We start from the raw sequence: 26,533 nt of genomic DNA on the forward strand, positions 1-26,533 counted from the left end.
TTCTTAATGGTACCCGCCACGTGATTTATCCGTGGAATCAATCCCTTTTCGAAAATCGAAAATCCTCAAGAAAGAGCATTTATCCGTGGGGTCAATCTAAAATCTAAAATCTAAAATCTAAAATCTAAAATCGATTGACCGAACTGACCAGCAAAAAGCGCTACATATAGTTACTGCCTGGTCTTCATCTCATCAATTTGTTTTAGGGCAAAAATAAGTCCATAAAAATTCTAACTAGCTGACAGCAATTCCGGAATTAATAGAAATTTTAGAAATTGCCGAAACTGTAATAACCCTCAATCCTATGGGATGCAAAAAAGACATAATATCTCTGATTATCAACAAGAAAGGAGATTATATTTTAGCTTTAAGATGGAATCAAAAACTCCTGTACAAAGCCGTAAAATCCTGGTTGGAAGTAGCTCAAAAAGCAGATTATTTAGGTAGAGAGTACAATCCGGCATGAACAAGTAGAAGCTGAACATCATCGAGTGGAAAAAAGACAAGTCTGGACTGTGGATGGATCCGAGTTACCACCTCTGCATAATCAAGAATTATGGACGGGATTAAAAACAGTTATCATGATAGTTAGTGAACGACGATTGTGGAATAAAACCACAACGGTCGCTCGTTTTTACGCTTAGTAGTTTAAGCAGTAATGCTGAGAGAATTGCTGGGGCAGTCCGCAGTCAATCGATTTTAGATTTTAGATTTTAGATTTTAGATTGACCCCACGGATAAATGCTCTTTCTTGAGGATTTTCGATTTTCGAAAAGGGATTGATTCCACGGATAAATCACGTGGCGGGTACCATCACGAAATTCTTGGTCATTGGGGCATTGAAAATAGCTTACATTGGACACTCGATGTTACATTCTCCGAAGATGAAAGCCGGAAGAGGAAACAGCACTCTCCCGAAAATTTTGCACTTCTACGTCGCTTGGCTATAAGTTTACTAAAACCAGAGAAAACTTCCGGCACAAAGTATAAAAATGAAGCGGTATCGAGCGGCAATGGACAATAATTATTTAGTTCAAATTTTAAACTCTGCCAGTTAATGCTCGAAATCTAACACCTATCTAAGAAGAAAAATTATCCGGCTTTAAGAAGTTGAGAAAATCTTAAGGTTATGATTTAATCTGCTTAAGTAGGGTAAAAATTAATGATTTTAAGAAGGTTTTTTTAGTTATTTAGTAATGCACAAATTCAGGTTTTTGTCAAATTAATTTAGATGCGTTTACCCAGGCGAACCAACAAATGTGGGGCCGAACATCCAGCCCGCCCCACATTCTCCAAAAGCCACCAAACCCTTCACTTCACCCAAGCCGGATGAGCCATCAAAGCCGCAAACGGCTGCACACCCCGCAACTGATTCGACAGTGGCAAATGACCCCTAGGCGCGCTCAAATCCCAAATAAACTCTTGCGGATACCGCGTCCAATTATTCCCCTTCTTCCAGCCAATTAGCCGCCACAACTTCTCCCAATTCTTCCCCGAACTGAGCCAAATTTCCCGCTGCACCGAAAAGCCAAATTTGCCTTCGGAATGAACTTTCCATAGCGTATTAATTGTTTGCAAATCCGCCATCGGCAAACTCTCCACTTGCGTAAAATACAGCCACTTTCTCACGGAAGCTGCATCACCCGCCAATTCACAAAGCTTGTCTAAAGTCAAGCGATCGGCTTCTTGAAATTCTTGTAACGCCAATAATTGTTGTAGCGGAGTGTAATCAATATTAGAGTCCGATCGCAGCGGGACAAGCCCAGTCGGAAAATTCGCTTGCAAAAACTCCGCCGCTCTCGGAGAATTAGCACTGTAAAGAATTTGGTAAGCCTTACCCATTACCGCAGTCGGTGCCTCTGACTTGCGCTCTAATAAAAATTCCATCAATACATCCCAACCGGAATCTGCTATTTGTTGTTGCAGCAGTTGCAGTTGAGTTTTTTCCGAACCAGACCTCAACTGAGAGCGGAGTTCGGCTGTATCGGCCGCCGAGTCTAGAGGAGAAGTAGAAATCGAGTCAGTCATGAGAAACTATCAGCTATCAGCTATCAGCTATCAGCTATTAGCTGAAGCCCTGGTTTTCCCCCATTGTACAATGGTACTGACTCCGATTCACTTCTGTGTACTCGGATAGCTGGGCGCAACGCCCCCTAGTTTAGCCTCACGCCCGCACACTCTTCGCCAATGGCAGCAATCGCAAATAAGTCTACCATCTGAATTTTACGATCGATGCCATTTAAAAGAGTTGTTCTTGAACCTAGTCGTCCACGATCGAAACCCATGCAGAGAACGAAGGCGGAAAAAAGTTTATGTCATATTCCGAGTCTTCCCACTCTTTGACCCAAAGCGGCACGGCGCCGGGGCGAGGAGTGGCAGCAAAGGTGCGTTCTTTGACTTCGATCGAGTGAAATAGCTGTTTTAAAGTATCTCCCCGATCCAAAGCTTCGCTGAGGATGTCGTCCAAGTCAGGATCGAGCCGTTTGACGCGGTTTTTGTCGTCCTCAAGCCACAGAAGTTTCAACGACTTGAGATCCCTCGGACTGAGGATGCTCTTGTAGTACACGCGCTTGAGGGTCGCTACGGGCTCCAATGAGCGTTCGATCCGGCGAATTTGCTGAACTCGCAGGTAGTGCCATTCCGCTAAACGCTTGCTTTCCGAAGGCGGGAGGGTTCCCTTCCCTGCTGCGTGTTTGTAGTCGTATTTAATCAAACTGCAAGCCATATTGGCCAGCAGGTGAATCAACTGTTTTTCTTTGGGTGTCGCCTGACGCCGTTCCTGGGTTCTTGTCAATACGCGCTGTCTGCGGGTAGTTTCGAGAGTATTTTCCATTGGGTTTTTACGATATGAAATACGATTGTGACAGATCCGAATCCCGAACATCCGAAGGTAAGGAAGTTGATAGGCGGGGAAACTCCACCGACAGACTCGCCTTACCTGTTTATTTTCTCATTCACCGTTCTCTGAAACTGACCCCACCCCCGGGATTAAGTAGACTGATATTGGGATCGAGTTTTAACCGCCTCGATCCGAGGCGGTTGCGACAACAAATGCCACCACAACCAAAACCACACCCACAACCGCACAAGAGATAACCACACAAGAGTGCCAATTATTTCCTGCCTTTACCCGTTTTTACCTCTTCTTGCTCGCCATCCTCATTCGTTCCAGTGTAGTCAAAGTCAGGACGGCTCTCCCAAGCCGTAAAACTGCTGGCTAATGTAGGTTGTAGGGCGATCGCAGAAGCGCTGGCGCTACCTGCATCGAAAAAGCCGAAGCCAGCCGAGGCAATTCGCTCTAATACTAAGATGCTGTTTTTCATGTTCGATGACCCTGATTTGCGTAGATTGACACTTTTTGGCTATCCCGATCTATTAGAAATGGGTTGATGCAATAACCCACTTGTCTTCTGATAAATCTGCCTGTCATAATCAATTCAGACAGGCACACCCGCTTGCGATCGGAAACGCCAGAAGTGACGTGTTACTAATGTCCACGATCATCCACCAACCAGAATTTTTTGGGTAGTGGAGCGAAAGCCATCAGGGCGTCGATCCATCAGGGAGTTATGCCATCAGGGTGCTAATCCATCGGGTAGTTAAGCCATCAGGGCGCATCTTCTACAATTAGCCACAGACTTAACTTTTATAGTTGAGCGAGTGGTTTGCCGGGTTCTGACAACGCCTTTAAGAATTAAACTTTTTGTGGATTCATCCCGAAAAGTTTGTTCTTATGAATCCCACAATGCGAAAGCCCGGGGAAAGTCAGCAGCATGGAATTCCATGCAATCTAAGTCAACTAAAAAAAACGCAGATTAACGATATCTCCCACTCAAGCAGTCCTCAGCCAAACGCTGAGGTTTTTTATTGGCAGCCCTTGCTAAGCCTTTTCCTCCGGCATTCGGCAGGCAGAGCTCAATGCCGAAGGTTGACCGTGCTGCGGTTATGAGTTTCCCTGGCAATATCATACCACCGGCTGAATTTTAAAGTAGTTTTGTAAAAAAATGTAAAAAAAGGGCGTTTTATCGTTCTCAATCCGAGAAGAGTGAAAATTCATATAATTAGGTGAATAAGTGTAAAGAATCCCCAACTTTATAATTTTGATGAAAGGATCTGGTGCTCGTTTTGGTTTTGGCCGCCGAGTCGAGGCTTGGCTGCTTTCTCAAATTTATCCGTTTGAAAATTACCTTGCCGCCGACGGTAAACCTGATGTGAAGATTTGTAACGGTCGCCGGTCTCACAAAGCGACCAAGCAACATCTATCACTTGGCCGTTTTTGCAAATCTTTGGGCTATGCGCCGTCACACTCGTGGCAGCGGGGACATCAACAAGTCGAGAGTCAGCGGCGGTTGAGATTTGTGTCCAATAGCTTTGTGGCAGTGGATATTTACCAGGATTGAACCACAGCGGGCGCGACTTAACAACGACATCGGCTGACGGCTAGGGGAAATCATGGATGCGGAAAAACTTAGCGGGCGGTCCGTGAAACTGGCGCGCGCGTGGCGGGTAAAGCAGTCAAGCTATTGTTCAAAGAGCTTGTGCATGAGCTAGTTTATTTGCCAAAAATATGGTTAGAGTGAAGTTGAAGCCAATTACTTGTTAGCTATTTGCCAATGAACTCGTTGCTAATTGCTGGAACTGATACCGACGCGGGCAAAACTGTTTTGACCAGCGCTCTGGCTGCTTATTGGCAAATGTATTTTCCCGATCGCAGTTTGGGAATTTTGAAGCTGTTGCAAACGGGAACGGGCGATCGCGAATTCTACACCCGTTTGTTAGCCCTCGACCAATCCCCACAAGAACTCAATCCGCTGCACTTTGACGCGCCTCTAGCACCGCCGATTGCCGCAGAACGGGAGGGGAGACATATTGAGTTAGAAAAGGTGTGGACGGCGCTGCAAAGCCTCTGCAAGGGCAAGGATTTTGTATTGGTGGAAGCTTTGGGAGGACTGGGTTCGCCTTTAACGCGGGAACTGACGGTGGCCGATATTGGCAGGGATTGGCGACTGAAGGGAGTTTTGGTGGTACCAGTGAGATTGGGGGCGATCGGGCAAGCGGTGGCTCATGTTGCTCTCGCCAGACACACTGGTTTTGATCTCAAAGGTATTGTGCTTAATTGCGTTAAAGCTTATTCTGAACAAGAAATTGCCGAACTGGCGCCCGTTGATTTGATCCAGTCGCTGACTCAAATACCTGTGTTGGGTATTTTGCCGCATTTAGATGACCCGACTGACCTTACCAAATTAGCTCGAGCAGCTTCAGAATTAGATTTAGAGCGGTTACTACCAGGGGTTAATTTAGTTCCTCAGACTTCTAAATAACCCTATTCTAAACACCTCTCTTTATCTGCGATCTCTGCGCCCTCTGCGGTTAATAAAAAAAATCTCCTGCACAAGTCAAGTAGGATTGACATAGCAATTATGTTTGATTTCTGAACAAGGTTTTTTTGACCGCAGAGAGCGCAGAGGTTGCAGAGAAAGAGAAGAGATAGTTACAGGAATTATTCAAAGTTGCTATCATTAGGAATGATAATTGATTGACTGATTAGACCTAAAACCAAATAAAAAAAAAGGAGAAGAAAATATGATTTCTACTTTGCCGAATTTAACATCTGTCGATTTATCTCAGTTGCGGCTTGAAATTAGAAATTTGCAGCCTCAGCTAGTCGAATGGCGGCGCCGCTTGCACCAAAAGCCGGAGTTGAGTTTTCAGGAAAATTTAACGGCGCAGTTTGTCTCGCAAAAGTTGCAGGAATGGGGCATTGAGCATCAAACTAATATTGCTGAAACTGGTATTGTCGCAACTATAGACAGCGGCAAACCGGGGCGGGTTTTGGCAATTCGAGCTGATATGGATGCTTTGCCGATTCAAGAGGAAAATGAGGCGGATTATAGATCGCAGCATGATGGAATTATGCACGCTTGCGGTCACGACGGCCACATTGCGATCGCCCTCGGTACTGTCTGTTATCTTGCCAAGCACAAACACAGCTTTTCGGGTAAAGTAAAATTTATCTTTCAGCCCGCCGAAGAAGGACCAGGAGGCGCAAAACCGATGATTGAAGCGGGAGTTTTGAAGAATCCTGATGTTGATGCGATCGTCGGCTTGCATTTGTGGAACAATCTACCTTTGGGGACTGTAGGCGTCCGCAGCGGCGCGCTGATGGCGGCTGTCGAAGTTTTTGACTGCACGATTTTTGGCAAAGGTGGACACGGTGGAATGCCACATCAGACTGTGGACTCGATCGTAGTTACAGCCCAAATTGTCAGCGCTTTGCAGGCCATTGTCGCGCGGAACATTGACCCGATCGACTCAGCGGTAGTAACTGTCGGCAAATTCCACGCAGGCGACACCCACAACGTCATCGCCGACACCGCTCAAATCGGTGGCACCGTGCGCTATTTCAATCCAGCATATCAAGGTTATTTTGGCAAGCGAATCGAGCAAGTAATTGCCGGAATTTGTCAGAGTCACGGGGCAAATTACAAATTAGATTATTCTGCGTTTTACCCGCCGGTGATTAATGATTCAAGAATAGCTGAATTGGTGCGCGGCGTCGCAGAATCCGTTGTCGAAACTCCTGCGGGAATTGTTCCCGAATGTCAAACAATGGGCGGCGAGGATATGTCGTTCTTTTTGCAAGAAGTGCCCGGTTGCTATTTCTTTTTGGGTTCAGCAAATCCCGAGAAAAACTTGGCTTACCCGCACCATCACCCGCGTTTTGATTTTGATGAAACTGCGTTGGGGATGGGTGTAGAAATGTTTGTGCGCTGCGTGGAAAATTTTTGTGTGATGTAAATCAGGCTTTCAGGGGCGGGCTAGAAGCCCACCCCACAAGAAAATTTAGTTTTTGTGGAACAAGCAAATTCATGTCTTGTGGAACAGGCATCTTGCCTGTTCGTGAGAATGGTACAACATCTCAGATATTACCGAGTTTGAAAGATATTCTGCACCATTTTTTTATCTACACTCGCCGCCGCCTTATCCAATTCTGCAATCTCGCCCGAGTCCAACTCCCAGCCCAAAGCACCAATATTATCCATCGCCTGTGCCACAGATTTCGCCCCAGGAATCGGAATAGTTTCTTTGCAGATGCACCAGTTGATTGCTACCTGCGAAACAGTCTGGTTTCTGAATGCCGCTATTTCTCGCAAACATTCCAAAAGCGATCGCATTCCCGGAAGTAGCTGCTTGCACGCCAAACCTCGGATACCCTTAGGAAGAAAGCCATTTTCGGAATATTTACCCGTCAGCAACCCCAAGGCTAGAGGACTGTAAGCAATCAATTTTATCCCCAATTCATCGCAAACATCTTTTAACCCGAGTTCTGTCACCGGATAGGTGGAAAGTAGCGAATATTGCACTTGTAAAGTAACAATAGGAATTTGGCGGGAGCTAAATCTTTGATGCACCCATTTCAGCCGTTTCGGCCCGTAATTAGACAAGCCCACTCCCTTAACCAATCCTTGCTCGTAAAGGTCAGCCAGACCATCCAAAAGAGCCCCCTCTTGCCAAGGAGCGTAATTAGCTGTAGACCAGTGCATTTGCACCAAATCTACATTTTTTCCGAGGCGCGAAGCAGAGGCTTTACCCGCCGATATCATTGATTGTCGCGTCAGTCTCCAAGGATAAGCCGCGAGTTTTGTCGCAATACAAATATTTTCTTTATTTGCACCTTGATATTGTTGAGAAAACTGGCCCAAAAGCTGTTCGCTGCGTCCATTTAATTTCCCTGTTCCGTAAGAGTCGCCGGTATCGAATAAAGTGACACCGCTGCTGACGCAAAGATTGAACGCGGCTTGCAATTGCTCGTCCATACTTTCATCGTAGCCCCAGAGCAATCTGTTGCCCCAGGCCCAAGTGCCGCAGCCCATTTTTGGCAGTAAAATTTTTTGGTGAGTTTGCATTTTTATTGATGGTAGTTGTTATAGCAAGTCCGGTTAAATGATCGAACAGAAGTTTAGGGGCGGGTTTTACAAACGATAATTGCCTACAGCTGATTATCTCGTAAACCCGCCCCGGCTAGTATGATTAATCAACCGAAGTTAATATTAGCAGCAATACAGATATTCTGATTTTGACACAACAATGTTATGTTCCTAATGTATTGCAGGCAATTATTAGCTAGGCGGGGGCGGGTTTTTAGTTCCTTTTAGTTGCCGTCAATATTGTTGGTACAACCCGCGCCTCCGAATTAATCGTTTCTAACTATAGCAATCCTAAATCATTTGTGTAATTCTTGTAGGGGCAAACCCCCCGTGGTTCCCCCGATGCAGGCCGGGGTAGGCACGGGGGCACTACCCCTACATCTTTTTACGACTCCTGCAAGGATTGCTATAATGACTAATGACTAATGACTGATGACTTTTTAATTCTTTTACGTGGTTGGCAAGGGCGAAGGGGCGCTGTTTTTGGTAGGTTGATGCGGCTTAGCTTTGGGGTCTGGTTTGGGTGGCGCAGGTGGAGGAAAAGTCGCGGCGCGTCTGGGTATTTGTTGCGCTGTTCGGAATGCAGAAAACGGGAAAAAATTGCTAAATTGAGAAAGTCGATCGGCGATGGGTTCGGGCGCATATTCCCACAAGCTTTCATAGTAGAAGAAAGCGACGCCTAAGCCGAATTCTTGGACTGCTCGCACCTGAGATTTAATTTGCTCAATCGGTACGGGGTTATTTCTCAAACCTGTCATAATCCCTACTCCGGTGGGAATCTTTTGCTGTGCTTCTTGCATTTCTGGACGGTTAATCTTGCCCACAAATGATTCTAAATTGGGACGGTACACTTGCACGATTAGCTCGTCGGCAATATCCAAACGTACCCAAGACAACCAATCTTGTAGGTGATGTTTATAAGCAAAATCGTAGTAATTGGGAGAAATCGAGAAAATTGCATTGGGTTTGGCTGCTTTGACGGCTTGATTTAGCTGGGACATAAAAGCGGTAATTTTATTTGCTCGCCACTGCACCCATGCGGGATTTTCAAAATCTTTTGGCGGAGGTTGTTTTGTTTCTTTGGTATACAAAGCAACTGTGTAGTCATCGTATCCAAATTCTGACGGCAAACTCATGTGGTCGTCAAATTGAATGCCGTCTGCGTTGTATTGAGTGGTGATTTCTAGTACGAGTTCGGTAATGAATTGCTGCACTTCTGGATGAAAGGGATTGAGCCAAACTACTTCGCCACCTGCGCCGTTTGATGTTTGGCTGCCGTCCTGTTTTTGTGTCAGCCAATCGGGATTGTTTAAGGCTAATTCTGATGTGGGAGGAGCCATAAAACCAAACTCAAACCAAGGAATTACTAGCAGGCCTTGGCGGTGAGCTTGAGCGATTAAATCGGCGAGCATATCTTGTCCGTCTAACCCTCTGTAAACAAAGGGTTGAATGTCTCTTTGCTGCGCTACATAGCTGGGATACATTGTATAGCCAGAATTCCAGACAACGGGATAGATTGTGTTGAAATTTAACCGTTTTAGATTGCTGACAGCATCTTTTAGTTTGCGGCGATCTCGGAGGATGTCTTTGTCGTTTGTCGTCATCCAAACGCCGCGAATTTCCTGGCGGGGTGGCTGGGCGATCGCCGGAATGAAGTTGTTCGCCAGCAATACTATAATGAATGAGAGGGCAAACAGAAGCGGGAAAAGAGTTTTAATCGATCGCTGCCAACTGCGCGGAATGATGCGTAATGTCATAGTTTTGAATGGTGAGTTAGCTGTCGAAACACACCCCAGGATAATTTGGTAATAAAATTTGATCGCTATACAGTCTACAGCCATTTGCGCTGATTTTGGAATCGGTTAAGTGAAATGGGTGGATTGCTGTTATGCGATCGCAACTGAGCCAAGTATAATCTCGCTCTACAGAGGGTAAGTCAGAGCATTCTGTCTAAGTGCTGGGAAATCATTAATTACGCACTGCAAGCTCTCCTTACCGGACTGTGCGGCCTGCCGGAGTGCGAGTGCTGTACAATATCGGGGAAAAGAACATTTCGATCGAACATCTGTAATTGTGAAACATTTAGTGTTAATTGGCGGCGGTCACAGTCATGCTATCGTATTAAAAATGTTCGGTATCCAACCTCTGCCTTCCGTGCGTTTGACTCTGATTAGCGACGTGCTGCACGCGCCTTATTCGGGGATGCTGCCGGGACACGTTGCCGGGTTTTACAGTTATGATGAATGTCACATCAATTTGCGATCGCTCGCTGAATTTGCCGGGTGTCAAATATTAATCGATCGGGCGATCGCGATCGACCTTAACAAAAATTTAGTTATTTGTCAAACTCGCCCTCCGGTTAATTTTGACTTGCTTTCTGTGGATATCGGCAGCACTCCTGCGACTTTATCTGTACCGGGTGCCGCAGAATATGCAATTGCAGCTAAACCCGTACCGGAGTTTTTAGCTAGCTGGAATCAGTTAATTTCCGAAAGGCGAAACCCTCCCCAAAAACCGCTGCGGATAGCCATTGTAGGCGGCGGTGCAGGCGGCGTAGAATTAGCATTAAATATGCAATCTCGATTGGGGAAGGAAGAAGGAAGAAGGAAGAGGGAAGAAGGAAGAGGGAAAAAGGAAGAGGGAAGAAGGAAGAGGGAAGAAGGAAGAGGGAAGAAGGAAGAGGGAAGAAGGAAGAGGGAAGAAAATTTAGAAAATTTATCATCAGAAATTCATTTATTTCACAGCGGTGCTGAATTGATGCAGGGACACAATCAGCGGGTGCGCCGCCGCCTTAAAGAAATTCTGATTAATCGTGGCGTTAAAGTGCATTTGCCGGAAAAAGTCTGTGCAGTAAAAAAGATTGAGACAGAAACCAATCCTCAATTCCCTACCAATTACCAAATTTCCTGTAAATCAGGTTTAGAATTAGAGTGCGATCGCATTTTTTGGGTAACAGAAGCATCGGCAGCAAATTGGATAAGAGAATCCGGTTTAGCAGCCGACTCAAACGGCTTTATGCAAGTCAACGATTGCCTGCAATCAGTCTCTCACCCCAACGTATTTGGGGCTGGCGATATCGCTGCGATGGTTAATTATCCGCGTCCCAAAGCAGGCGTGTTTGCCGTGCGTCAGGGCAAACCGCTGTTTGAAAATTTGCAGCAGTTTTTATTGGAAAAACCGCTGAAACCCTTTGCACCGCAGGAACAATACTTAGGGTTAATTGGTACTGGGAATAAAAGGGCGATCGCATCTCGCGGATCTTTCATGTGGGAATCGGCGCTGCTGTGGTACTGGAAAGATTGGATCGATCGCCAATTTATGCAAAAATTTAGCAATCTGCCCAAAACCCGCAATACCAAATAGCAATACATTCAGATATTCTCCTCTCTTCCTCTGCGTCCTCTGCGTCCTCTGCGGTAAATAAAAAAAGTCTTATTCAAAAACCCTTTAAGCTTATTATAGTAATATCAGAAGTAAGAAAAACTAACTATGTTGCGAAAAATTGGATTTTGGCTGATTTGGATTGCATTTAGCACCTACGCCTTTGTATTTGCACCACCCGACAGCCCAGAAACCATCACACTAATTACCAATCTTTCCACAGGCAAAATAGCAGACATCAACCCTTTAATTGTAGCGTTGTTCAACATCATGGGAGTCTGGCCGCTCATCTACAGTTGCCTCTTATTTGCTGACGGCAGGGGGCAGAAAATACCTGCATGGTTGTTTGCCACTTTATCCTTTGGCGTCGGCGCCTTTGCCTTGCTGCCTTATTTAGCCCTGCGCGAACCTAATCCAGAGTTTCCCGGTCATAAAAATATCTTTTTAAAGATATTAGACTCCCGTTTTACTGCCATTGTCCTAACATTGGGCGCGGCAGCTTTAGTTTCCTTTGGCTTGACAAAAGGCGATTGGTCTGATTTTATTGGACAGTGGCAGACTAGCCGCTTTATCCATGTAATGAGTTTAGATTTTTGTATGCTTTGCCTGCTATTTCCTGCCTTATTGGCAGACGACATGGCCCGCCGAGGAATGCAGAATGCCGCAGCATTTTGGGCAGTAACATTAGTGCCGCTGTTCGGACCACTGGCTTATCTGTGCACGCGCAAACCGCTGATGGAAACTAATACTGAAACAGTTACAAATTAGACAGCAGTGCAGCGAATGCTCACTTTAATCTAGGAATCAATCACAAGTAATCAGACAAGAAACAGGCAAGATGCCTGTTTCACAATAAGTAAGTAAGTTTTATTGTGGGCCGTTGCTCCTAGCCCGCCCATGAAATACTGATTACAAATAGTGCCAAATCTGAGTATTAATCTAAATAATTATCTCCCAGTCTCTAGCAAATGAAAAAATTTCCGATTGTTGGCATCACAACACACAACCGCTGTTCAGCAGGCGAGTATCGCTTAAATGGGACTTATATTGATGCAGTGCAAGCAGCAGGAGGAATCCCGATTTTGCTGCCGCCCAATCAATTAGATCCGGGTAGCATTTTTGATGCAGTAGATGGTTTGATTTTTTCCGGGGGCGGAGATATCAACCCAGAACTTTATGGCGGTTATGTCGATCGCACAGTTTACTCGGTTAATGCAGAACGCGACAATTTTGAATTAAACTTAGCAAAGCTAGCTTTGAAGGCTGACATACCTGTGTTGGGGATTTGCCGGGGAATGCAAATCCTGAACGTAGCCAGCGGTGGCAGTTTGGTGATTCACGTACCGGATGCTTACGGAGACGAGGTTAATCACGGATCGGGAATTCCCCCGCGTGCGATCGAGCATACCATTGAAATTGAGCCAAACAGTCGGCTAGCCAAAATTATGGGAAAAACTTCAACAACAGTTGTTTCCTGGCATCATCAAGCAGTGAGGAAGGTAACATCCGATTGGCGAATTGTAGCCGATGCACCTGACACTTTGGTAGAAGCAATGGAGCACTGCTATCACCCTTGGATGATAGCAATCCAATGGCACCCGGAAATGTCGCCAAACTGTTCGGTAAACTCTCGAATTTTTCGGGCTTTCGTAGAAGCAGCCGCTTCAAGATTGATAAATTCTACCAAGTCAGCCTCAAAGGCAATTCCTACATTTTTATAGTCACTTATTCTTGATAGTCAGTATCTATTTCAATATCCAGAGTATCTTCATCTATTCTGATATAAAGAACATTCGGGCGACAGCAAACCTGACAATCTTCGATATAAGATTGCTCCATACCACCGCTGGTATCAACAAAAGTGGTATTCGGTTCGCCGCAGAAAGCACAGTAATATTCAGCCGTTGTTTGCATCTTTTTCGCACTCTCTTTTTGTGACTTCGTGGCGGTAGCGAAACATATCTGTTAAGCGCATTTCCACCCACCAACCTAACAGCAAATCGACAATCGGGCCGCCCGGTATCGAAAATGCGATCGCATCTGTCAATCTAGTCTTGCCATTTTCTGAGGTAAACTCGTGTCGGTGAGTCCAACGTGCCATCGGCCCCTCAGTTTGTTCATCAACAAACAAGCGATATGGTTCGCACTCAGTGTGAGTCGCCACCCATTTTACAGGAATCGGCCCCAATAACACGCGAAATTCGGATACAGCACCCACATCGAGTCCCCCTTCGCGGCGAATGATTTTCACCGGTTGCCAAGGCGGAGTCAAAAGTTGCAGAATGTCGGGCCTTTCGTGAAAGTTCCAGACTGCTTCAACAGTGGCATTAATCAGCGACGAATATTTAAAATTGGGCATTGTATCGTTGGGCTAGACAGTTAAGTGCGTGAAGCGAAGCTATCCCGAAGGGAATCGCCTTTCAGCATTTGCAGTATTATCCTCTGTATCAGTACAAACAGCAACGGTTAGTTTCAATCCCAAAGCATTGAGCCAAGTTCCCAGATTATAAATCGTATCACTTCCTTGTAGCGATAGCAATTCATCCAGTTTTTTTAAGTGCAATTCATATTCTTCTGGAGTCATTTTTGGTTGACCCAGAGCTTCAGCTACATCGCCCAGAGTTCCTTTCAGCAATGCTTCGTCAGCTTCTCCCCCTTTATCTAATTTAAAATGACTTTTGAGATAGAGTGTCGCATAACTGAGGTTTTTTAGCCGTGCCATCAAAAAGTCATGATACGGTAAACTTTTATGCTTTTTTTTACTCTTATAATTTGTCAGTATTCTATTGCTTGGCGAATGTCTCGTTCTTGAGTGCTTTTATCTCCTCCGCACAGAAGAAGTATAATTGTTGTTCCTACTTGCCCACAATAGATTCGGAAACCAGGGCCATAGTCTATCCTTAATTCAAAGACTCGATTTCCAACTGACTGACTATCTCCCAAATTCCCCAAAATAATTTTGAGTTTGCCAAAGGTGAACTTAGGATGGGTCAGTAGGACAGTTACTAGCTACTTTGGATTTTGTGGGCATGAGTTGAGGCAATTTAGTAAGAATACGTTCTATTTTTTGTTTGGGATTTTTTTCAAAAGATGTTAATCGAACTTTGAAAAACCGCCCTTGAACTACAGTCAACATAATTACAGATTCTCCCTGTCTTCCAGAAACTATAAGTTTTATAGGTACAAAGAAAAACTTGAATTCACCGAATTCTCGAATGGAAGTGACTCCTATATCTGCTTTTTGGTATATTCCCTTTTGAAGAGCGTATCTCACTCCTTCTATAGCTGAATTAAGTGCTTCTTGTATAAAAGGAGAATCCGGAGAATTTCCAAAATTTTGATAATTAAGATCGTACAGATATAAATCGAGAGTATTGTCTTTATTTTGCCATTTGGCTCCGTAGCCCTGTCCTGCATCTCTACTGAGAGCCTTATAGTCAATTATAGTAACAAATTCTAAGTCCTCGATTTTCCTAAACGATTGGGCAATATAGCAAAGTTCCAACTTATCTGGTTCTCTATTCTCTTGGGCGATGAATATTGGGTTTCCATAGGAAGCAGATATCTTATGAAAAGAACCTGAAACTGGCAAAATAACTAGGAGTGTAAGGATTAAATTTTTCCATTTCATAAGAGTACACCCTCAAAAAATTTTATATCCAATGAATTTGAGCTTTGAAATATAGAACCCATTTGAGATCTGTTGCTGTTACCGTGAACCTTATGCCAGATGAATTTCGGCTATGACGGCTAATAACACGCATGAGGCTATTATAATCTAATTTACTAAACGCAACTTAGTGAATTCTCACATTCTTGATTTGGTTGTCGTGTTGTATGACTCATCGCCTCAGCCAAATGCTTTTTTAAAGTCGCCTCAGGTAGCGGGCCTTTTAAATGACTCCAAGGCAAAACCTGCTCCAATTCCCACTCTTGAAAAACATAAAAATCCATCTCCGGCAACTGTCCCCGCAACTCCTTAAACGCCCGCCGATAACTGCCCAAAGTATCGCCGTAATGCCGCACTAACTCCAACAGCCGAGACAGCCGCCGATCGCCCCTGGAGAGCAACCCCTGAATCACAGACCAGTTATAGCTTTCAGGTCTAAATTCTAAACCAAGCTTGCGCAATTCTTTATCTAAAAACTTCAGCCTCTTCTCCGCATCTTTATTCACTCCAAACCACTGAAAAGGAGTGTGAGATTTCGGGACAAAAGTGCTGCATCCCAGAGTCAACCGCAAACCGGGAGCGGCTTTTCTCATCGCCCGCATCATCGCCACCGTCTCCTCTAAATCCTGCATTTCTTCGCCGGGAATTCCCGCCATCCCGTAAAGTTTAATTCCCTTTAAGCCGCCCGCCTTAGCATTGATAGCAGCTTGAATAATTTCGTCATTTGTGAGTTTTTTGTTAACGATTTGGCGGAGGCGATCGCTCCCGCTTTCCACCGCAATTGTCACAGATTTGCTGTCTCTATTGGTCAAAATTTCTGCCAATTTAACTGTCACCGTATTCGTCCTTACCGAAGAAAGACTAAGCCGCACCCCGTCGTATTTCGGATGATTCAAATGATCCAGCAACGCTTCAAATTCCGGGTGCTGAGTGACCGAAGCACCCAACAAACCCAAACGATTAGTCACAGCTAAACCTCGATCGATCGCCGGAATTAGCGAACCCTCCAAACTCGCAGTTCTAAACGGCAAAGTCAGATAACTTGCCAAACAAAAACGGCACATTTCTGGACAACTCCGAACCACTTCCACCATGTAAATATTTTCCCAAGCCGCTTTTTCTGTCACCACAGTGGAAGCAGATAAAGTATTGCCACGATAAGTCTGTTTTTCAACCATACTGGGAATGCCCGAATCGACAGGCTGAATCGATTTAATACCCTCAGCAGCATCCAGATAAATTACTTCGTACAAACTGGGGACGTAAACTCCCGGAACTTGGGCTAAATGCCGCAATTTAGTTTGTCTGTCGGCGGTACGGACTTCTTTACAAGCATCAATAAAATTGTCAACGAGATGTTCGCCATCTCCGAGCAAAATCACATCAAAAAAATCGGCAAAAGGTTCTGGATTAGCAGTAAAAACCGGGCCACCGCCGAAGACGATCGGATGATTATCAGTTCGTTTTGACGCCCAAATCGGAATTTCTAGAGATTCCAATAAATTTAGAATATTTACATAGTCGAGTTCCCAAGAAAGCGAAAATCCCAGTAATTCTGGATGTCGGGGAAGTTGTTCGCGGATATCAGTAAATAAACGGCCCACTTCAATATCCGATCGCACAGCCAAAGTTGCCCACACTATCTGATAGCCGAGACTGGTAATACCCACCGTGTACTCGTTGGGAAAAGCAAAAATAGTCGGGATAGCATCAGCATCGGGGGTTGCTGGGGCAAATAGTAACCGTTCTTGGGCAAATGGATTAGGAGTCATTCGATTTTAGATTTTAGATTTTAGATTTTAGATTTGGGAATTTAGATTTTAGATTTGGGAATTTAGATTTTAGATTTTAGATTTGGGAATTTATCCCACGGATAAATCTGGGGGTTGGTGACCAAATTGCTTTTGATCGCGAGCGAGTTTAGCCTTAGCACTAAAAAATATAATTATAGCTCATAAATGACCCTAACTTTAAGCTGATACCTATACCTTCTGACAACAGACAACGGACAAATGACCGGAAGCAATTGGTTGTCACGCCGCCGGATTCATCAGTGGATAAGCAAAAAAAGCTCCGCATCAGATCGACCTGAGAACGGTACAGCCCGCGGGTGGTTAATCGAAAATCGAAAATCTAAAATCTAAAATCGATTGACTTGTTGAAAGTTAGTCTGAAATAGAATTGCGATCGTCTTGGCTTCTCGGCGGCGGTGTACTGTGAAAAGTTGCAATCAGCAAACAGATAATCCCAGCATTAATAAACACATCGGCTAGATTAAATACGGGGAACCGAATTATCCGAAAATCGATAAAATCTACAACGTGCCCCGAAATAAATCGATCGATCCCGTTCCCCAGTGCTCCCCCCAAAATCAAACCGTAACCAGCTTGTTCCCAGCGGTTAATTCGCGGTCCGAACCAAGCCAGCACTATCAATCCCACACTAACGCCCAAAGACAGCCAGCGCAACCAATTCGCCCCGCCATTGCTGAACAGACTAAAAGCCGCACCGGTATTAACAACATAAGTGAAGTGAAACACCCCGGGTAACAGCGGCTGCGTCTGCGGAGGAACCGTCAAGTCAAAATTTTGCACCACCCAAAACTTAGTCAGGTGGTCTAAAACTAAACTGATAACACCAGCCACCCAGAACAAGGGATTTCTTTTAAAACGCATGAATTAAGCAATAGAAAATGGGGCATCGGGCATGAGAGAATTTACTCGTATCTCACTTGTCATTGCGAGCAGAATGCAGTGCAGCAAAGCAATCCCAGCCGCAGCGAGATGACTCTCCCGTTTCGCAATGTATAGTATAACCTTATTTTGCACAATTATCAGTTACCTCTTCCTTCTTCCTTCTTCCTTCTTCTTTCTTCCTCCTTCCTTCTTTCTCCTTCCTTCTTCCTCCTTCCTTCTTCCTTCTTCCTCCTTCCTTCTTCCTCCTTCCTCCTTCCTTCTTTCTCCTTCCTTCTTCCTCCTTCCTTCTTCCTTCTTCCTCCTTCCTTCTTCCTCCTTCCTTCTTCCTTCTTTCTCCTTCCTTCTTCCTCCTTCCTTCTTCCTTCTTCCTCCTTCCTTCTTCCTCCTTCCTTCTTCCTCCTTCCTTCTTCCTTCTTCCTCCTTCCTTCTTCCTCCTTCCTTCTTCCTTCTTCCTCCTTCCTTCTTCCTTCTTCCTTCTTCCTTCTTCCTCCTTCCTTCTTCCTTCTTCCTTCTTCCTTCGCAATTAATAAAACATCAAGCGGCGCAAAGTAAATGACAGCACTGCGATCGCACAAACTACCGCCAATTGCCCCGGCAGAGGATAAACCGAATATTTAAGAATCTCATCGAATAAAGGTGTTTTTTTTGCCGGAGATAGCAAGTAAGTAAAAATTAGATAAATTAAGCCGATCGCGTGAATAGTGAACAAACCGCACAAACAGCTAAAAGCCATAGATTCCAGCCGCGAAGCCACCTTAAAAGCCACCCAGCCGCACACCCAAGCACCAGGCACAAAACCCAGCAAATACCCAAAACTCGCTTCTTTGAGATAGCCGATGCCGCCGCCTTGAGAAAAAACTGGCCACAAAGTTAATCCTAATGCCAAATAAGCAATTTGCGAGAGAGCCGCAGCATTTTTCCCCCCCATGCAGCCTACTAGCAAAACGGCTCCAATTTGATAGGTAACACCTAAAGAGTACGCCTGAAGTCCTCGATCGTCCCAGAACCCAATAGGAATTGTGACAGATGCAGGCAAAAAAGTGCCTCCTATCGTCAACAGCAAACCAATAACAGCCCAGATTAATTCAATAGGAGCAGGCATTATCATCAAACGGCATTCGTCAGAAGGTATAAGGCAGAAGGCATTTGTCCGAAGCAAGCTTCTATGCGCGCAGCTTTTAAATTCTTAATACTACCACTACTGTCAAAAAAACCACCATTGTATGGTTTTCTGGTTCTCAAGCCTGGATCTTGTGATAATTTAATCGGGAATTTTTCGCGATCGGGCGATCGAATGCTTGTTTCCCTACCAATTTATCTTGCCTCTATCTTATAAAATCCCACTCGTCAAGCTCATCAATATTGATTAATAATATTAATTAATATTAAATTGCGATGAAGTGTAAAGATTCTTAACCTAACCTTTACTTTTGCGCGCTATGCTGATGCGGGACACCGATATAACGATCGCAGATTTTTTATACCTATGCTTTTTCGTCTCAACTTGATTAATTCAAACCGTGTGACTACCGCAATTTCCGCTACGGCGATCGCCCTCAGTCTAGCAGCTTGCGGCGGCGGCAGCACAACCACAGGCAGCAGCCCGAGCCCCGGCGACACCGCAGCATCCCCCGGCGCTTCCCCCGTTGCAGCCACCGGCACAGCAGCAAACACCAAACTCGCCCTAGCTTCAGACGTAGCCATCACCGCAGCCGGCGCCTCATTCCCCGCCCCTCTATACCAGCGTTGGTTTCAAGACTTCAACAAAATCAACCCCAAAGTACAAATTAACTATCAATCAGTAGGCAGCGGCGCCGGAGTCGAACAATTTACCAAAGGAACAGTAGACTTTGGGGCCAGCGACACCGGCATGAAAGACGACGAAATCGCCAAAGTTCCAGCAGACAAAGGCGTTATCTTGCTCCCCATGACAGCCGGCAGCATCGTCATCGGCTACAACCTGCCAGACTTAACCGAACCGCTGAAACTGCCACGGGATGTTTACGCAGATATCTTCGCCGGTAAAATTACCAAGTGGAACGATCCCAAAATTGCAGCCGCCAACCCGACGGCTAAATTGCCAGACCAAGCCATCACCATCGTCCACCGTTCCGACGGTAGCGGTACCACCGCCGTCTTCACCAAACACCTGAGTGCCATCAGCCCCGACTGGAAAAGTACAGTAGGCGACGGCAAAACAGTACAGTGGCCCGTAGGCGTAGGGGCAAAAGGCAACGAAGGCGTCACAGCCCAAATTCTGCAAACCGTCGGCAGCCTCGGCTACGTAGAATACGGCTACGCCAAAAACAACAATCTCAAGTTTGCTTCTTTGCAAAACAAAGCAGGCACATTTGTAGTACCTAGCGACGAATCAGCTTCTCAAGCTTTAGCAACTGTGCCGCTGCCGGAAAACCTGCGAGCATTTATCGAAGACCCCGAAGGCGCTCAATCCTATCCAATTGTCACCTACACTTGGATGCTCGTCCCCAAAACAGTTACTGACCCCAACAAAGCCAAATCCATCGAGGCAATGGTTGAATACGGCTTAAATGAAGGTCAAAAAGTTAGTTCCGAATTGGGCTACGTTCCTCTGCCCCAAAGCGTTAAAGAAAAAGTAGCCGCGGCCGCTGACGGCATCAGCCCAGACTACAAGATTGAGGTTGCCAAATAGTAATTGTTGACTGTTGAGTGTTGAGTGTTGACTGTTGAGTGTTGAGTGTTGTCAGAGGGGAAAAAGCCCTTCGGCATTGCGCGTGCAGGTAAAAATCAGGAAGAACGAAGAGAGATGTTTCTGTGGGGCGGGTTTTACCAGAAATATTTGTTAAAAAGTCAGGGTATTAATAAATCCGCCCCTCTTCTATGTAACAATCGGTGCATCTGTGTAGGGGCGGGTTTCACCAACCATAATTGCCTAAAATGAATAATCTGATAAACCCGCCCCCGCTTGGGCGGTAAATCGCCATCTACCTCTTTCAAAATACAAGGGGTGGGTTTTACCAGAAATACTTGTTGAAAAGTTAGGGGATGAATCAACCCGCCCCTATGTGATTTGATTTATGGTCTTTCTTTCTGCTTCCTTCTAGCTTTTTCCGAAACAGGCTATTTTCGGCTACTATATATTGGGTTTTTTTTTCTATGATTTCAGATAATAACAGCGCTCAATCAGAGAGCCGGTCGCGCTCAGGGGCAGAAAAATCCTTAGACCAAGGCTTTATCTGGCTGACTCGGATTTTGGGAATAGGAGTTGGTGTAATTTTGCTGGCAATCGCCCTCACCGTTGGTTACAGGGCTTTACCTGCGATTCAACAGTACGGTTTGGGCTTTCTGTTTGGCAGTAGCTGGAATCCGGTTAAAGAAGAGTACGGTGCGCTGCCGATGATTTACGGGACGATCGTCAGTTCGGCGATCGCGCTCCTAATTGCAGTACCATTAGGAGTAGGGACTGCCATCTTCTTGAGCGAAGATTTTTTGCCAGTACCAGTGCGCACAGCTTTAGTTTTTTTAGTAGAACTTTTAGCCGCCATTCCCAGCGTAGTCTACGGTTTGTGGGGAATTGCTGTATTGATTCCCATGATTACAACTCTCGGCAAGTTTCTCAACGGTAATTTCGGATGGCTGCCGATTTTTAGCACCCCGCCAGTGGGCCCGGGAATGTTACCAGCCGGAGTAATTTTGGGAATCATGACTTTGCCCATTATTACTGCTATCTCCCGCGACTCTTTGGCCAGTCTCCCGCCCGATTTGCGACAAGCATCTCTAGGTTTGGGAGCAACTCGCTGGACAACCATTTTTAGGGTACTCGTACCTGCTGCTTTCTCCGGCATTGTCGGCGGAATTATGCTCGGGCTCGGTCGCGCGATGGGAGAAACAATGGCCGCCACTCTGTTAATTGGCAATTCCAATCAGTTAAGTGCTTCTGTGCTAGCTCCTGCAAATACTATTGCTTCTTTGATGGCAAATCAATTTGCCGAAGCTTCGGGATTGCAAGTGGCGGCTCTGATGTACACGGGGCTAATTCTGTTTATTCTGACGCTGATTGTTAATATTTTGGCAGAGTGGATTGTTTCTCAAGTAAGAGCGAAGTACAACTAGAAGTTGGCCGCAATTTCCTACATAGTTTTAGTTTATGTCAAATAGCGTCTCCGATGAGAATTCTTTGGTATCGAAAACAGGAAGTTTGAAGAAGGTAAAAAACAGCCCGCAAGCGCTGTTTAGTCTGGGGATGACTGTACTGGCTGGAGCTAGTCTCGCAATCACTCTGCTGCCTTTGTTTGCAGTGCTTTCCTACGTCACCGTACAAGGTTTCAATCGCCTGAATTTAGACTTGTTTACCAAGCTGCCACCGCCGCCCGGACTATCGGGAGGCGGTATTGCTAATGCAATTGTCGGTACATTGATGACGGTGGGAATTGCTGCTTTAATTGCTGTTCCTTTTGGTGTATTGGCAGCCGTTTATTTGTCGGAATTCAGCAGCGGCAAAATCCCTCGCTGGGTGCGCTTTGCTACTAATGTCCTCAGCGGCGTTCCTTCGATTATTGCCGGGGTATTTGCCTACGGTTTGTTCGTGGTAAATATGGGAGGTTTTTCGGCAATTGCAGGGGGCGCGGCGCTTGCCGTGCTGATGTTGCCGACGATTGTGCGGACTACTGACGAAGCTCTACAAATCGTCCCGCAAGATATTAGATGGGCGTCGGTTGGTGTGGGTGCTTCTAATTATCAGACGGTGTTGCAAGTAGTTTTGCCGGCGGCAATTCCGGCTATTTTAACGGGTGTGACGCTGGCAATTGCTCGCGCTGCTGGAGAAACTGCTCCTTTGATTTTCACGGCGCTAAATTCGCCTTTTTGGCCGGCAGGATTTGATAAGCCAACTCCGAGTCTTTCGGTTTTGGTGTACAACTTTGCAACGGTTCCTTTTAAGGCACAGAAAGAATTGGCTTGGGCTGCATCTTTGATTTTGGTGTTTATGGTTTTATTGACGAGTATTCTTTCTCGCTGGGCTACTCACAAAAAAGTGTATTGAAGGGTGAGTTTTAAAAAGGCATTCATGCACTTATGGTGAAGGCCGAATGTAACCCAGGTTTTGAGTAAAATTTGAGAGGATTGTTACCTGTATGATGATGGATTTAGACAAGCAAACGGAAACAGTTTTAAGGACAGAAAACATCAATATTTTTTACGGCGCTTTTCATGCAGTTAAAAATGTTTCAATGGAGATTCCTAAAAATCGCATTACTGCCTTGATTGGACCGTCGGGCTGCGGTAAAAGTACCATTCTGCGATGTTTTAACCGCCTCAACGATTTAGTTAGCGGTTTTCGTTTAGAGGGTAGAATTGATTACCACGGTCAAAATCTTTACGATCCTGATATTGATGCTGTGGCGGTGCGCCGCAAGATTGGGATGGTGTTTCAAAAGCCGAATCCTTTCCCGAAGTCGATTTATGACAATATTGCTTATGGTGCGAGGGTGAACAATTATAAGGGGGATATGGATGAGCTGGTGGAAAAATCGCTCAGACAAGCTTATTTGTGGGATGAGGTGAAGGATAAGTTGAAGCAAAGCGGTTTTTCTCTTTCGGGCGGCCAGCAGCAGCGTTTGTGTATTGCTAGGGCGATCGCGATTAATCCTGATGTAGTGTTAATGGATGAACCTTGCGCTTCTCTTGACCCGATTTCTACGATTAAGATTGAGGAGTTGATGCGGGAACTCAAGGAGAAGTATACGATTGTGATCGTTACTCACAATATGCAGCAGGCTTCTCGGGTTTCTGACCTGACTGCTTTTTTCAATGCTAAACTTTCTGACGATGGGAAGCGGTTTGGCTATCTTGTGGAGTGTGACAAGACTGAGGTAATTTTCCAAACTCCGAAGGAAGAGTCTACTTTAGATTATGTGAGCGGTCGTTTTGGTTGAGTCCCCGACAGGTTGAAGCCTTTCGCTACACTTGCCTCTCGTCTCTCTCGCTTGAGGCTAAAAACATTTAATTTGCTGAGGATGGTAGCGACAACAAAACCCGCGTAAAACTTTTGTGAATTGAGAATCCCGCTTTCTTGGAGAAAGCGGGATTCTGGGTTTTATGTTTAATAGCTCGATCGCACTTTTTGCAGATACAAGCCACTGATTTTTTTGATACTCCCCACTGATGAATCAGGGGGATTCTTGACTAAATCCGGTAGGGACTTTCAAAGGCGTTATCAATGCACCTCTACCCACTCAGATTGGACTAATCCAAACTTTGTGTATACTTTTAGTTTTTTCGTTTTCAGAGTCCATCACTTATGCCAGGTAGGTATGCTCCACATCTTGATATTGCTTGCCAGTTGAATAGGCTTTCTACATAAAGTAGTAGTGGCTTACTGTGCCGGAATTTCACCGAGACTAAGACGTTTCAAGGCCTAGATGGTTGTTCTTAATTACTAAACTTACCCTGAGCATAAAACTTGAGTTATGCAATCATTTGTGCAATTATTCTCGGCGACAGTCGTCGCTGCCGCTTTCCTCCCCATGTCTAAAGCCAAGGGCTTTTCGCTCGCTTTTTTCTGAAGAAATGCTCGAAGAGTTTACATATTCTTCATCCAATGCTTTAACAGGTTTTCTTTGACCATGTTTTGCCGCATAACTTCGAGCAAGTATTCCTGAGCTTGGTCTTGGCTTAACCTTTTGACTTCTTCGCGCAGCACTTGTAGTTTGAACTGCTGTTCCATACTGAGGCTGGTTGTAGGCATATCCATAAATCGCTCCTCCAGTTTGCTGAGATTGATGCGAGATCGATCGGAATGACGTTTCGCAGGATTTGTTGTTTCTCCTACATTGTAAACTATCATAACATTCGCTTGACAATATGTCCAAAGTAGACATTTTGAGACTAATTTGTGTAGCAAAAGTACATCTAAGTGGGGGGAGCCTTATCATAAAAAGGCGTAAACACCGGGAAGCCTAAGCCAAAGGAGCTAGTTCGTATGGATGCAATGGAGTTTTTTCAAAGCAGCGCTGGGGAGTGGCGTTCTCAGCGCAGCACTCACCACCTCGCTTTCCGCCAAGCCGAGATTGGGGATTCAAATATTCAGGTAACGGCGCTGGGTGCGGATGACGCGCGAGTGGCCGAGATTTGCAAGATGCACTCCGTCGATCCGAGCCGGGCTGCTGGGGGGGCTTTTGTAACTTGGCACGGCTCTATGGCCTGGGATAAGGATGATGAGAATCATAAAGGGTCTACGGTGTTCGCGATCGTCCCCGATCCTGAAAATCCCCGGCAGGGTTTGATGTTGCGGGAACGGGGCTATGCGGAAATTATGCCGGTGGCTGGCCGTTTTGAGATGGATGATGAGGATGGGCTGCTGCTGATTACGGAATACGAGACGATGAGTTCGATCGAGCGTTTCTGGTTTGCCAATCCCAACGTGCGGATGCGGACGAGTACCGTAAAGCGCTTTGGCGGTTTCAGCACATCGACTTTCTGTACGGAAATTCGGGTGCAACCAGACTCGGATGTAACATCACAACCCGCAGCAGCTCAAGAGGCCCCCAGCGAGTTTTATTCGGCTCTGGGCTGGTAATTTGACTGTTGACTGTTGACTGTTGACTGTTGACTGCTGACTGTTGACTGCTGACTGCTGACTGCTGACTCCTGACTGCTGATTGTTGACTGCTTTCGGGTCAACTGCCCACTGCCCACTGCCCACTGCCAACTGACAACAGTCAACAGTCAACAAATGTTACAGATTGTTGCAAAAATTCAGGAAAATCAGATTTAGATTGCGGGAATCCCCTAATCTGTATGTTGGTTAGTTGTATCGTTATGCTGGCAGCTCACGGTGTCAACTATTTCTGAAATTTGAGATAACGGAGATTTTAACGTGGCGCTTCCTTTATTAAGCTACGCCCCCAAGAGCCAAAACCAGCGCGTTGCTGGTTATGAAGTAGGGGGCGACGAGCAGCCGAGAATTTTCACAACTGAAAATGTGCTCTCGTCTGGAGACATCGAAAATTTGATTTGGGCTGGATATCGCCAGATTTACAGCGAACACCAAATCCTCAAGAGCAACCGCCAAACGTCTTTGGAGTCGCAACTCAAGTTCGGCCAAATTACGGTGCGGGACTTTATTCGCGGTTTGGCGACTTCGCCCCCTTTCTTGGAACGGAATTACCAAACTAACAGCAACTATCGGTTTGTGGAAATGTGCGTGCAGCGCATTTTGGGCCGGGATGTTTACAGCGAGCGCGAAAAGATTGCTTGGTCGATCGTGGTAGCCAATAAGGGGCCTCAAGGCTTTATTGACGAGTTGGTCAATAGCAATGAGTACCTGGATAAGTTCGGCTACGATACAGTACCTTACCAGCAGCGCCGAATTTTGCCTCAGCGAGTTGGAGGGGACACTCCTTTCAACTTGAAGACGCCCCGCTACGGTGAGTACCACCGTTCCCAGCTTGGCTTCCCGCAAATCATCTGGCAGACAAGTGTCCGCCGTTTTGTTCCTCAAGAGCAGCAGCCCAAGGCTGGCGATCCGGCGAACTATTTGGGTATGGCGCGCAATATGCCCCTGCCTGCTACTCCGCCGCAGCGCGTGGCTCTGGCTAATATCAATATCGACACGATGGTTCCCCGTCGCCGGTAATTGATGCTGTCTGATGCAATTATTTGTGTCGGACGATCGACTGAATCGATCGGCTTTTAGGCTGAGAGAGTTTTGAGTCTTGAGTTTTGAGGTTTGAGTTTTTTGATAAACTTGGAATCCAAAACTCGGGACTCATAATTTTTTGTCATTAGGAAGAAGGAAGAAGAAAGAAGGAAGAAGGAAGAAGGAAGAAGGAAGAAGGAAGAAGGAAGAAGGAAGAAGGAAGAAGGAAGAAGGAAGAAGG

The 26,533-nt window shown here is 45.7% G+C and carries 28 protein-coding genes and 2 pseudogenes; 14 read left to right on the forward strand and 16 right to left on the reverse strand.

What is annotated here, in order from left to right; translation table 11 throughout:
* The first annotated feature begins 304 nt into the window (after positions 1-304).
* Both QUB56_RS26475 and QUB56_RS26480 read left to right on the forward strand, forming a co-directional pair.
* Complete coding sequence (locus tag QUB56_RS26475; protein ID WP_332959214.1) at positions 305-466, forward strand: hypothetical protein; 162 nt, start codon at positions 305-307, stop codon at positions 464-466.
* A 354-nt stretch (positions 467-820) separates the two neighbouring features.
* Positions 821-1,058: pseudogene (locus tag QUB56_RS26480) on the forward strand (transposase); the annotation flags it as partial.
* A 253-nt stretch (positions 1,059-1,311) separates the two neighbouring features.
* Here QUB56_RS26480 and QUB56_RS26485 read toward each other — a convergent pair.
* The 3 genes from QUB56_RS26485 to QUB56_RS26495 all read right to left on the reverse strand — a co-directional run bounded on the left by QUB56_RS26485 (position 1,312) and on the right by QUB56_RS26495 (position 3,323).
* A complete protein-coding gene (locus tag QUB56_RS26485) occupies positions 1,312-2,028 on the reverse strand; it encodes a GUN4 N-terminal ARM-like repeat domain-containing protein (protein ID WP_332959216.1) in 717 nt (238 codons plus the stop codon).
* 232 nt (positions 2,029-2,260) lie between these two features.
* Entirely contained in the window at positions 2,261-2,833 is a 573-nt protein-coding gene (locus tag QUB56_RS26490; RefSeq protein ID WP_332959217.1) for a hypothetical protein, read from the reverse strand.
* A 280-nt stretch (positions 2,834-3,113) separates the two neighbouring features.
* Positions 3,114-3,323, reverse strand: coding sequence for a hypothetical protein (locus tag QUB56_RS26495; protein WP_332959219.1), 210 nt, complete (start codon positions 3,321-3,323; stop codon positions 3,114-3,116).
* Between the two features lie 780 nt (positions 3,324-4,103).
* Here QUB56_RS26495 and QUB56_RS26500 point away from each other — a divergent pair.
* The 3 genes from QUB56_RS26500 (at position 4,104) to QUB56_RS26510 (ending at position 6,798) form a co-directional block, all read left to right on the forward strand.
* On the forward strand, positions 4,104-4,400 hold the full coding sequence (locus tag QUB56_RS26500) for a hypothetical protein (RefSeq protein ID WP_332959221.1): 297 nt from the start codon (positions 4,104-4,106) through the stop codon (positions 4,398-4,400).
* 213 nt (positions 4,401-4,613) lie between these two features.
* A complete protein-coding gene (bioD, locus tag QUB56_RS26505; protein WP_332959222.1) occupies positions 4,614-5,321 on the forward strand; it encodes a dethiobiotin synthase in 708 nt (235 codons plus the stop codon).
* 262 nt (positions 5,322-5,583) lie between these two features.
* On the forward strand, positions 5,584-6,798 hold the full coding sequence (locus tag QUB56_RS26510) for a M20 family metallopeptidase (protein ID WP_332959224.1): 1,215 nt from the start codon (positions 5,584-5,586) through the stop codon (positions 6,796-6,798).
* 128 nt (positions 6,799-6,926) lie between these two features.
* On the opposite strand, the gene QUB56_RS26515 is transcribed toward QUB56_RS26510, so the two are convergent.
* Both QUB56_RS26515 and QUB56_RS26520 read right to left on the reverse strand, forming a co-directional pair.
* The gene (locus tag QUB56_RS26515) at positions 6,927-7,907 is read right to left on the reverse strand and encodes an aldo/keto reductase (protein WP_332959226.1); all 981 of its coding nucleotides are present in this window, start codon (positions 7,905-7,907) and stop codon (positions 6,927-6,929) included.
* A 470-nt stretch (positions 7,908-8,377) separates the two neighbouring features.
* The gene (locus tag QUB56_RS26520; RefSeq protein ID WP_332959228.1) at positions 8,378-9,769 is read right to left on the reverse strand and encodes a glycoside hydrolase family 10 protein; all 1,392 of its coding nucleotides are present in this window, start codon (positions 9,767-9,769) and stop codon (positions 8,378-8,380) included.
* Positions 9,770-10,001: 232 nt separating this feature from the next.
* Here QUB56_RS26520 and QUB56_RS26525 point away from each other — a divergent pair, with 232 nt between their 5' ends.
* From QUB56_RS26525 to QUB56_RS26535, 3 genes are all read left to right on the forward strand, one after another.
* On the forward strand, positions 10,002-11,291 hold the full coding sequence (locus tag QUB56_RS26525) for an FAD-dependent oxidoreductase (protein WP_332959229.1): 1,290 nt from the start codon (positions 10,002-10,004) through the stop codon (positions 11,289-11,291).
* A 126-nt stretch (positions 11,292-11,417) separates the two neighbouring features.
* The gene (locus tag QUB56_RS26530) at positions 11,418-12,077 is read left to right on the forward strand and encodes a DUF2834 domain-containing protein (RefSeq protein WP_332959231.1); all 660 of its coding nucleotides are present in this window, start codon (positions 11,418-11,420) and stop codon (positions 12,075-12,077) included.
* A 200-nt stretch (positions 12,078-12,277) separates the two neighbouring features.
* Entirely contained in the window at positions 12,278-13,030 is a 753-nt protein-coding gene (locus tag QUB56_RS26535; protein WP_332959233.1) for a gamma-glutamyl-gamma-aminobutyrate hydrolase family protein, read from the forward strand.
* A 4-nt stretch (positions 13,031-13,034) separates the two neighbouring features.
* Here QUB56_RS26535 and QUB56_RS26540 read toward each other — a convergent pair whose 3' ends face one another.
* The 9 genes and pseudogenes from QUB56_RS26540 to QUB56_RS26580 form a co-directional block, all read right to left on the reverse strand.
* Positions 13,035-13,223 (reverse strand): CPXCG motif-containing cysteine-rich protein, encoded by a 189-nt coding sequence (locus QUB56_RS26540; protein WP_332959235.1) that lies wholly within the window; start codon positions 13,221-13,223, stop codon positions 13,035-13,037.
* Positions 13,207-13,668 (reverse strand): SRPBCC family protein, encoded by a 462-nt coding sequence (locus QUB56_RS26545; protein ID WP_332959237.1) that lies wholly within the window; start codon positions 13,666-13,668, stop codon positions 13,207-13,209. The genes QUB56_RS26540 and QUB56_RS26545 overlap by 17 nt, the downstream gene beginning before the upstream one ends.
* Positions 13,669-13,707: 39 nt before the next feature.
* A complete protein-coding gene (locus tag QUB56_RS26550; protein WP_332959239.1) occupies positions 13,708-14,031 on the reverse strand; it encodes a transcriptional regulator in 324 nt (107 codons plus the stop codon).
* Positions 14,032-14,084: 53 nt separating this feature from the next.
* Positions 14,085-14,270, reverse strand: a pseudogene (locus QUB56_RS26555) (type II toxin-antitoxin system RelE/ParE family toxin); the annotation flags it as partial.
* Positions 14,271-14,289: 19 nt separating this feature from the next.
* The gene (locus tag QUB56_RS26560) at positions 14,290-14,940 is read right to left on the reverse strand and encodes a hypothetical protein (RefSeq protein ID WP_332959241.1); all 651 of its coding nucleotides are present in this window, start codon (positions 14,938-14,940) and stop codon (positions 14,290-14,292) included.
* Between the two features lie 155 nt (positions 14,941-15,095).
* The gene (locus tag QUB56_RS26565; RefSeq protein WP_332959243.1) at positions 15,096-16,751 is read right to left on the reverse strand and encodes a radical SAM protein; all 1,656 of its coding nucleotides are present in this window, start codon (positions 16,749-16,751) and stop codon (positions 15,096-15,098) included.
* 393 nt (positions 16,752-17,144) lie between these two features.
* The gene (gene lspA, locus QUB56_RS26570) at positions 17,145-17,654 is read right to left on the reverse strand and encodes a signal peptidase II (protein WP_332959244.1); all 510 of its coding nucleotides are present in this window, start codon (positions 17,652-17,654) and stop codon (positions 17,145-17,147) included.
* Between the two features lie 158 nt (positions 17,655-17,812).
* Complete coding sequence (locus tag QUB56_RS26575; RefSeq protein ID WP_332959246.1) at positions 17,813-18,250, reverse strand: hypothetical protein; 438 nt, start codon at positions 18,248-18,250, stop codon at positions 17,813-17,815.
* On the reverse strand, positions 18,199-18,777 hold the full coding sequence (locus tag QUB56_RS26580) for a biotin transporter BioY (protein WP_332959248.1): 579 nt from the start codon (positions 18,775-18,777) through the stop codon (positions 18,199-18,201). The genes QUB56_RS26575 and QUB56_RS26580 overlap by 52 nt, the downstream gene beginning before the upstream one ends.
* Before the next feature lie 384 nt (positions 18,778-19,161).
* On the opposite strand from QUB56_RS26580, the gene pstS reads away from it, so the two are divergent.
* From pstS to pstB, 4 genes are all read left to right on the forward strand, one after another.
* On the forward strand, positions 19,162-20,346 hold the full coding sequence (gene pstS, locus QUB56_RS26585) for a phosphate ABC transporter substrate-binding protein PstS (protein WP_332959250.1): 1,185 nt from the start codon (positions 19,162-19,164) through the stop codon (positions 20,344-20,346).
* 464 nt (positions 20,347-20,810) lie between these two features.
* A complete protein-coding gene (gene pstC, locus QUB56_RS26590; RefSeq protein ID WP_332959252.1) occupies positions 20,811-21,767 on the forward strand; it encodes a phosphate ABC transporter permease subunit PstC in 957 nt (318 codons plus the stop codon).
* A gap of 34 nt (positions 21,768-21,801) precedes the next feature.
* On the forward strand, positions 21,802-22,695 hold the full coding sequence (pstA, locus tag QUB56_RS26595; RefSeq protein WP_332959254.1) for a phosphate ABC transporter permease PstA: 894 nt from the start codon (positions 21,802-21,804) through the stop codon (positions 22,693-22,695).
* A 91-nt stretch (positions 22,696-22,786) separates the two neighbouring features.
* A complete protein-coding gene (pstB, locus tag QUB56_RS26600) occupies positions 22,787-23,587 on the forward strand; it encodes a phosphate ABC transporter ATP-binding protein PstB (protein ID WP_332959256.1) in 801 nt (266 codons plus the stop codon).
* A 647-nt stretch (positions 23,588-24,234) separates the two neighbouring features.
* Here the strand turns inward: pstB and QUB56_RS37410 are convergent.
* Positions 24,235-24,498, reverse strand: a complete 264-nt coding sequence (locus QUB56_RS37410) for an NblA/ycf18 family protein (protein ID WP_445243399.1) — start codon at positions 24,496-24,498, stop codon at positions 24,235-24,237.
* 135 nt (positions 24,499-24,633) lie between these two features.
* On the opposite strand from QUB56_RS37410, the gene QUB56_RS26610 reads away from it, so the two are divergent.
* Entirely contained in the window at positions 24,634-25,230 is a 597-nt protein-coding gene (locus QUB56_RS26610) for a phycobiliprotein lyase (RefSeq protein WP_332959258.1), read from the forward strand.
* Here QUB56_RS26610 and QUB56_RS26615 read toward each other — a convergent pair.
* Positions 25,209-25,376, reverse strand: a complete 168-nt coding sequence (locus QUB56_RS26615) for a hypothetical protein (protein ID WP_332959260.1) — start codon at positions 25,374-25,376, stop codon at positions 25,209-25,211. The genes QUB56_RS26610 and QUB56_RS26615 overlap by 22 nt on opposite strands.
* Before the next feature lie 154 nt (positions 25,377-25,530).
* Here QUB56_RS26615 and QUB56_RS26620 point away from each other — a divergent pair, with 154 nt between their 5' ends.
* Positions 25,531-26,289 carry a phycobilisome rod-core linker polypeptide gene (locus QUB56_RS26620; RefSeq protein ID WP_332959261.1) on the forward strand — a complete coding sequence of 253 codons (759 nt, stop codon included), beginning with the start codon at positions 25,531-25,533 and terminating at the stop codon, positions 26,287-26,289.
* The last annotated feature ends 244 nt before the right edge of the window (positions 26,290-26,533 follow it).

It is taken from the genome of Microcoleus sp. AR_TQ3_B6 (assembly GCF_036702785.1).
GTDB lineage: Bacteria > Cyanobacteriota > Cyanobacteriia > Cyanobacteriales > Microcoleaceae > Microcoleus.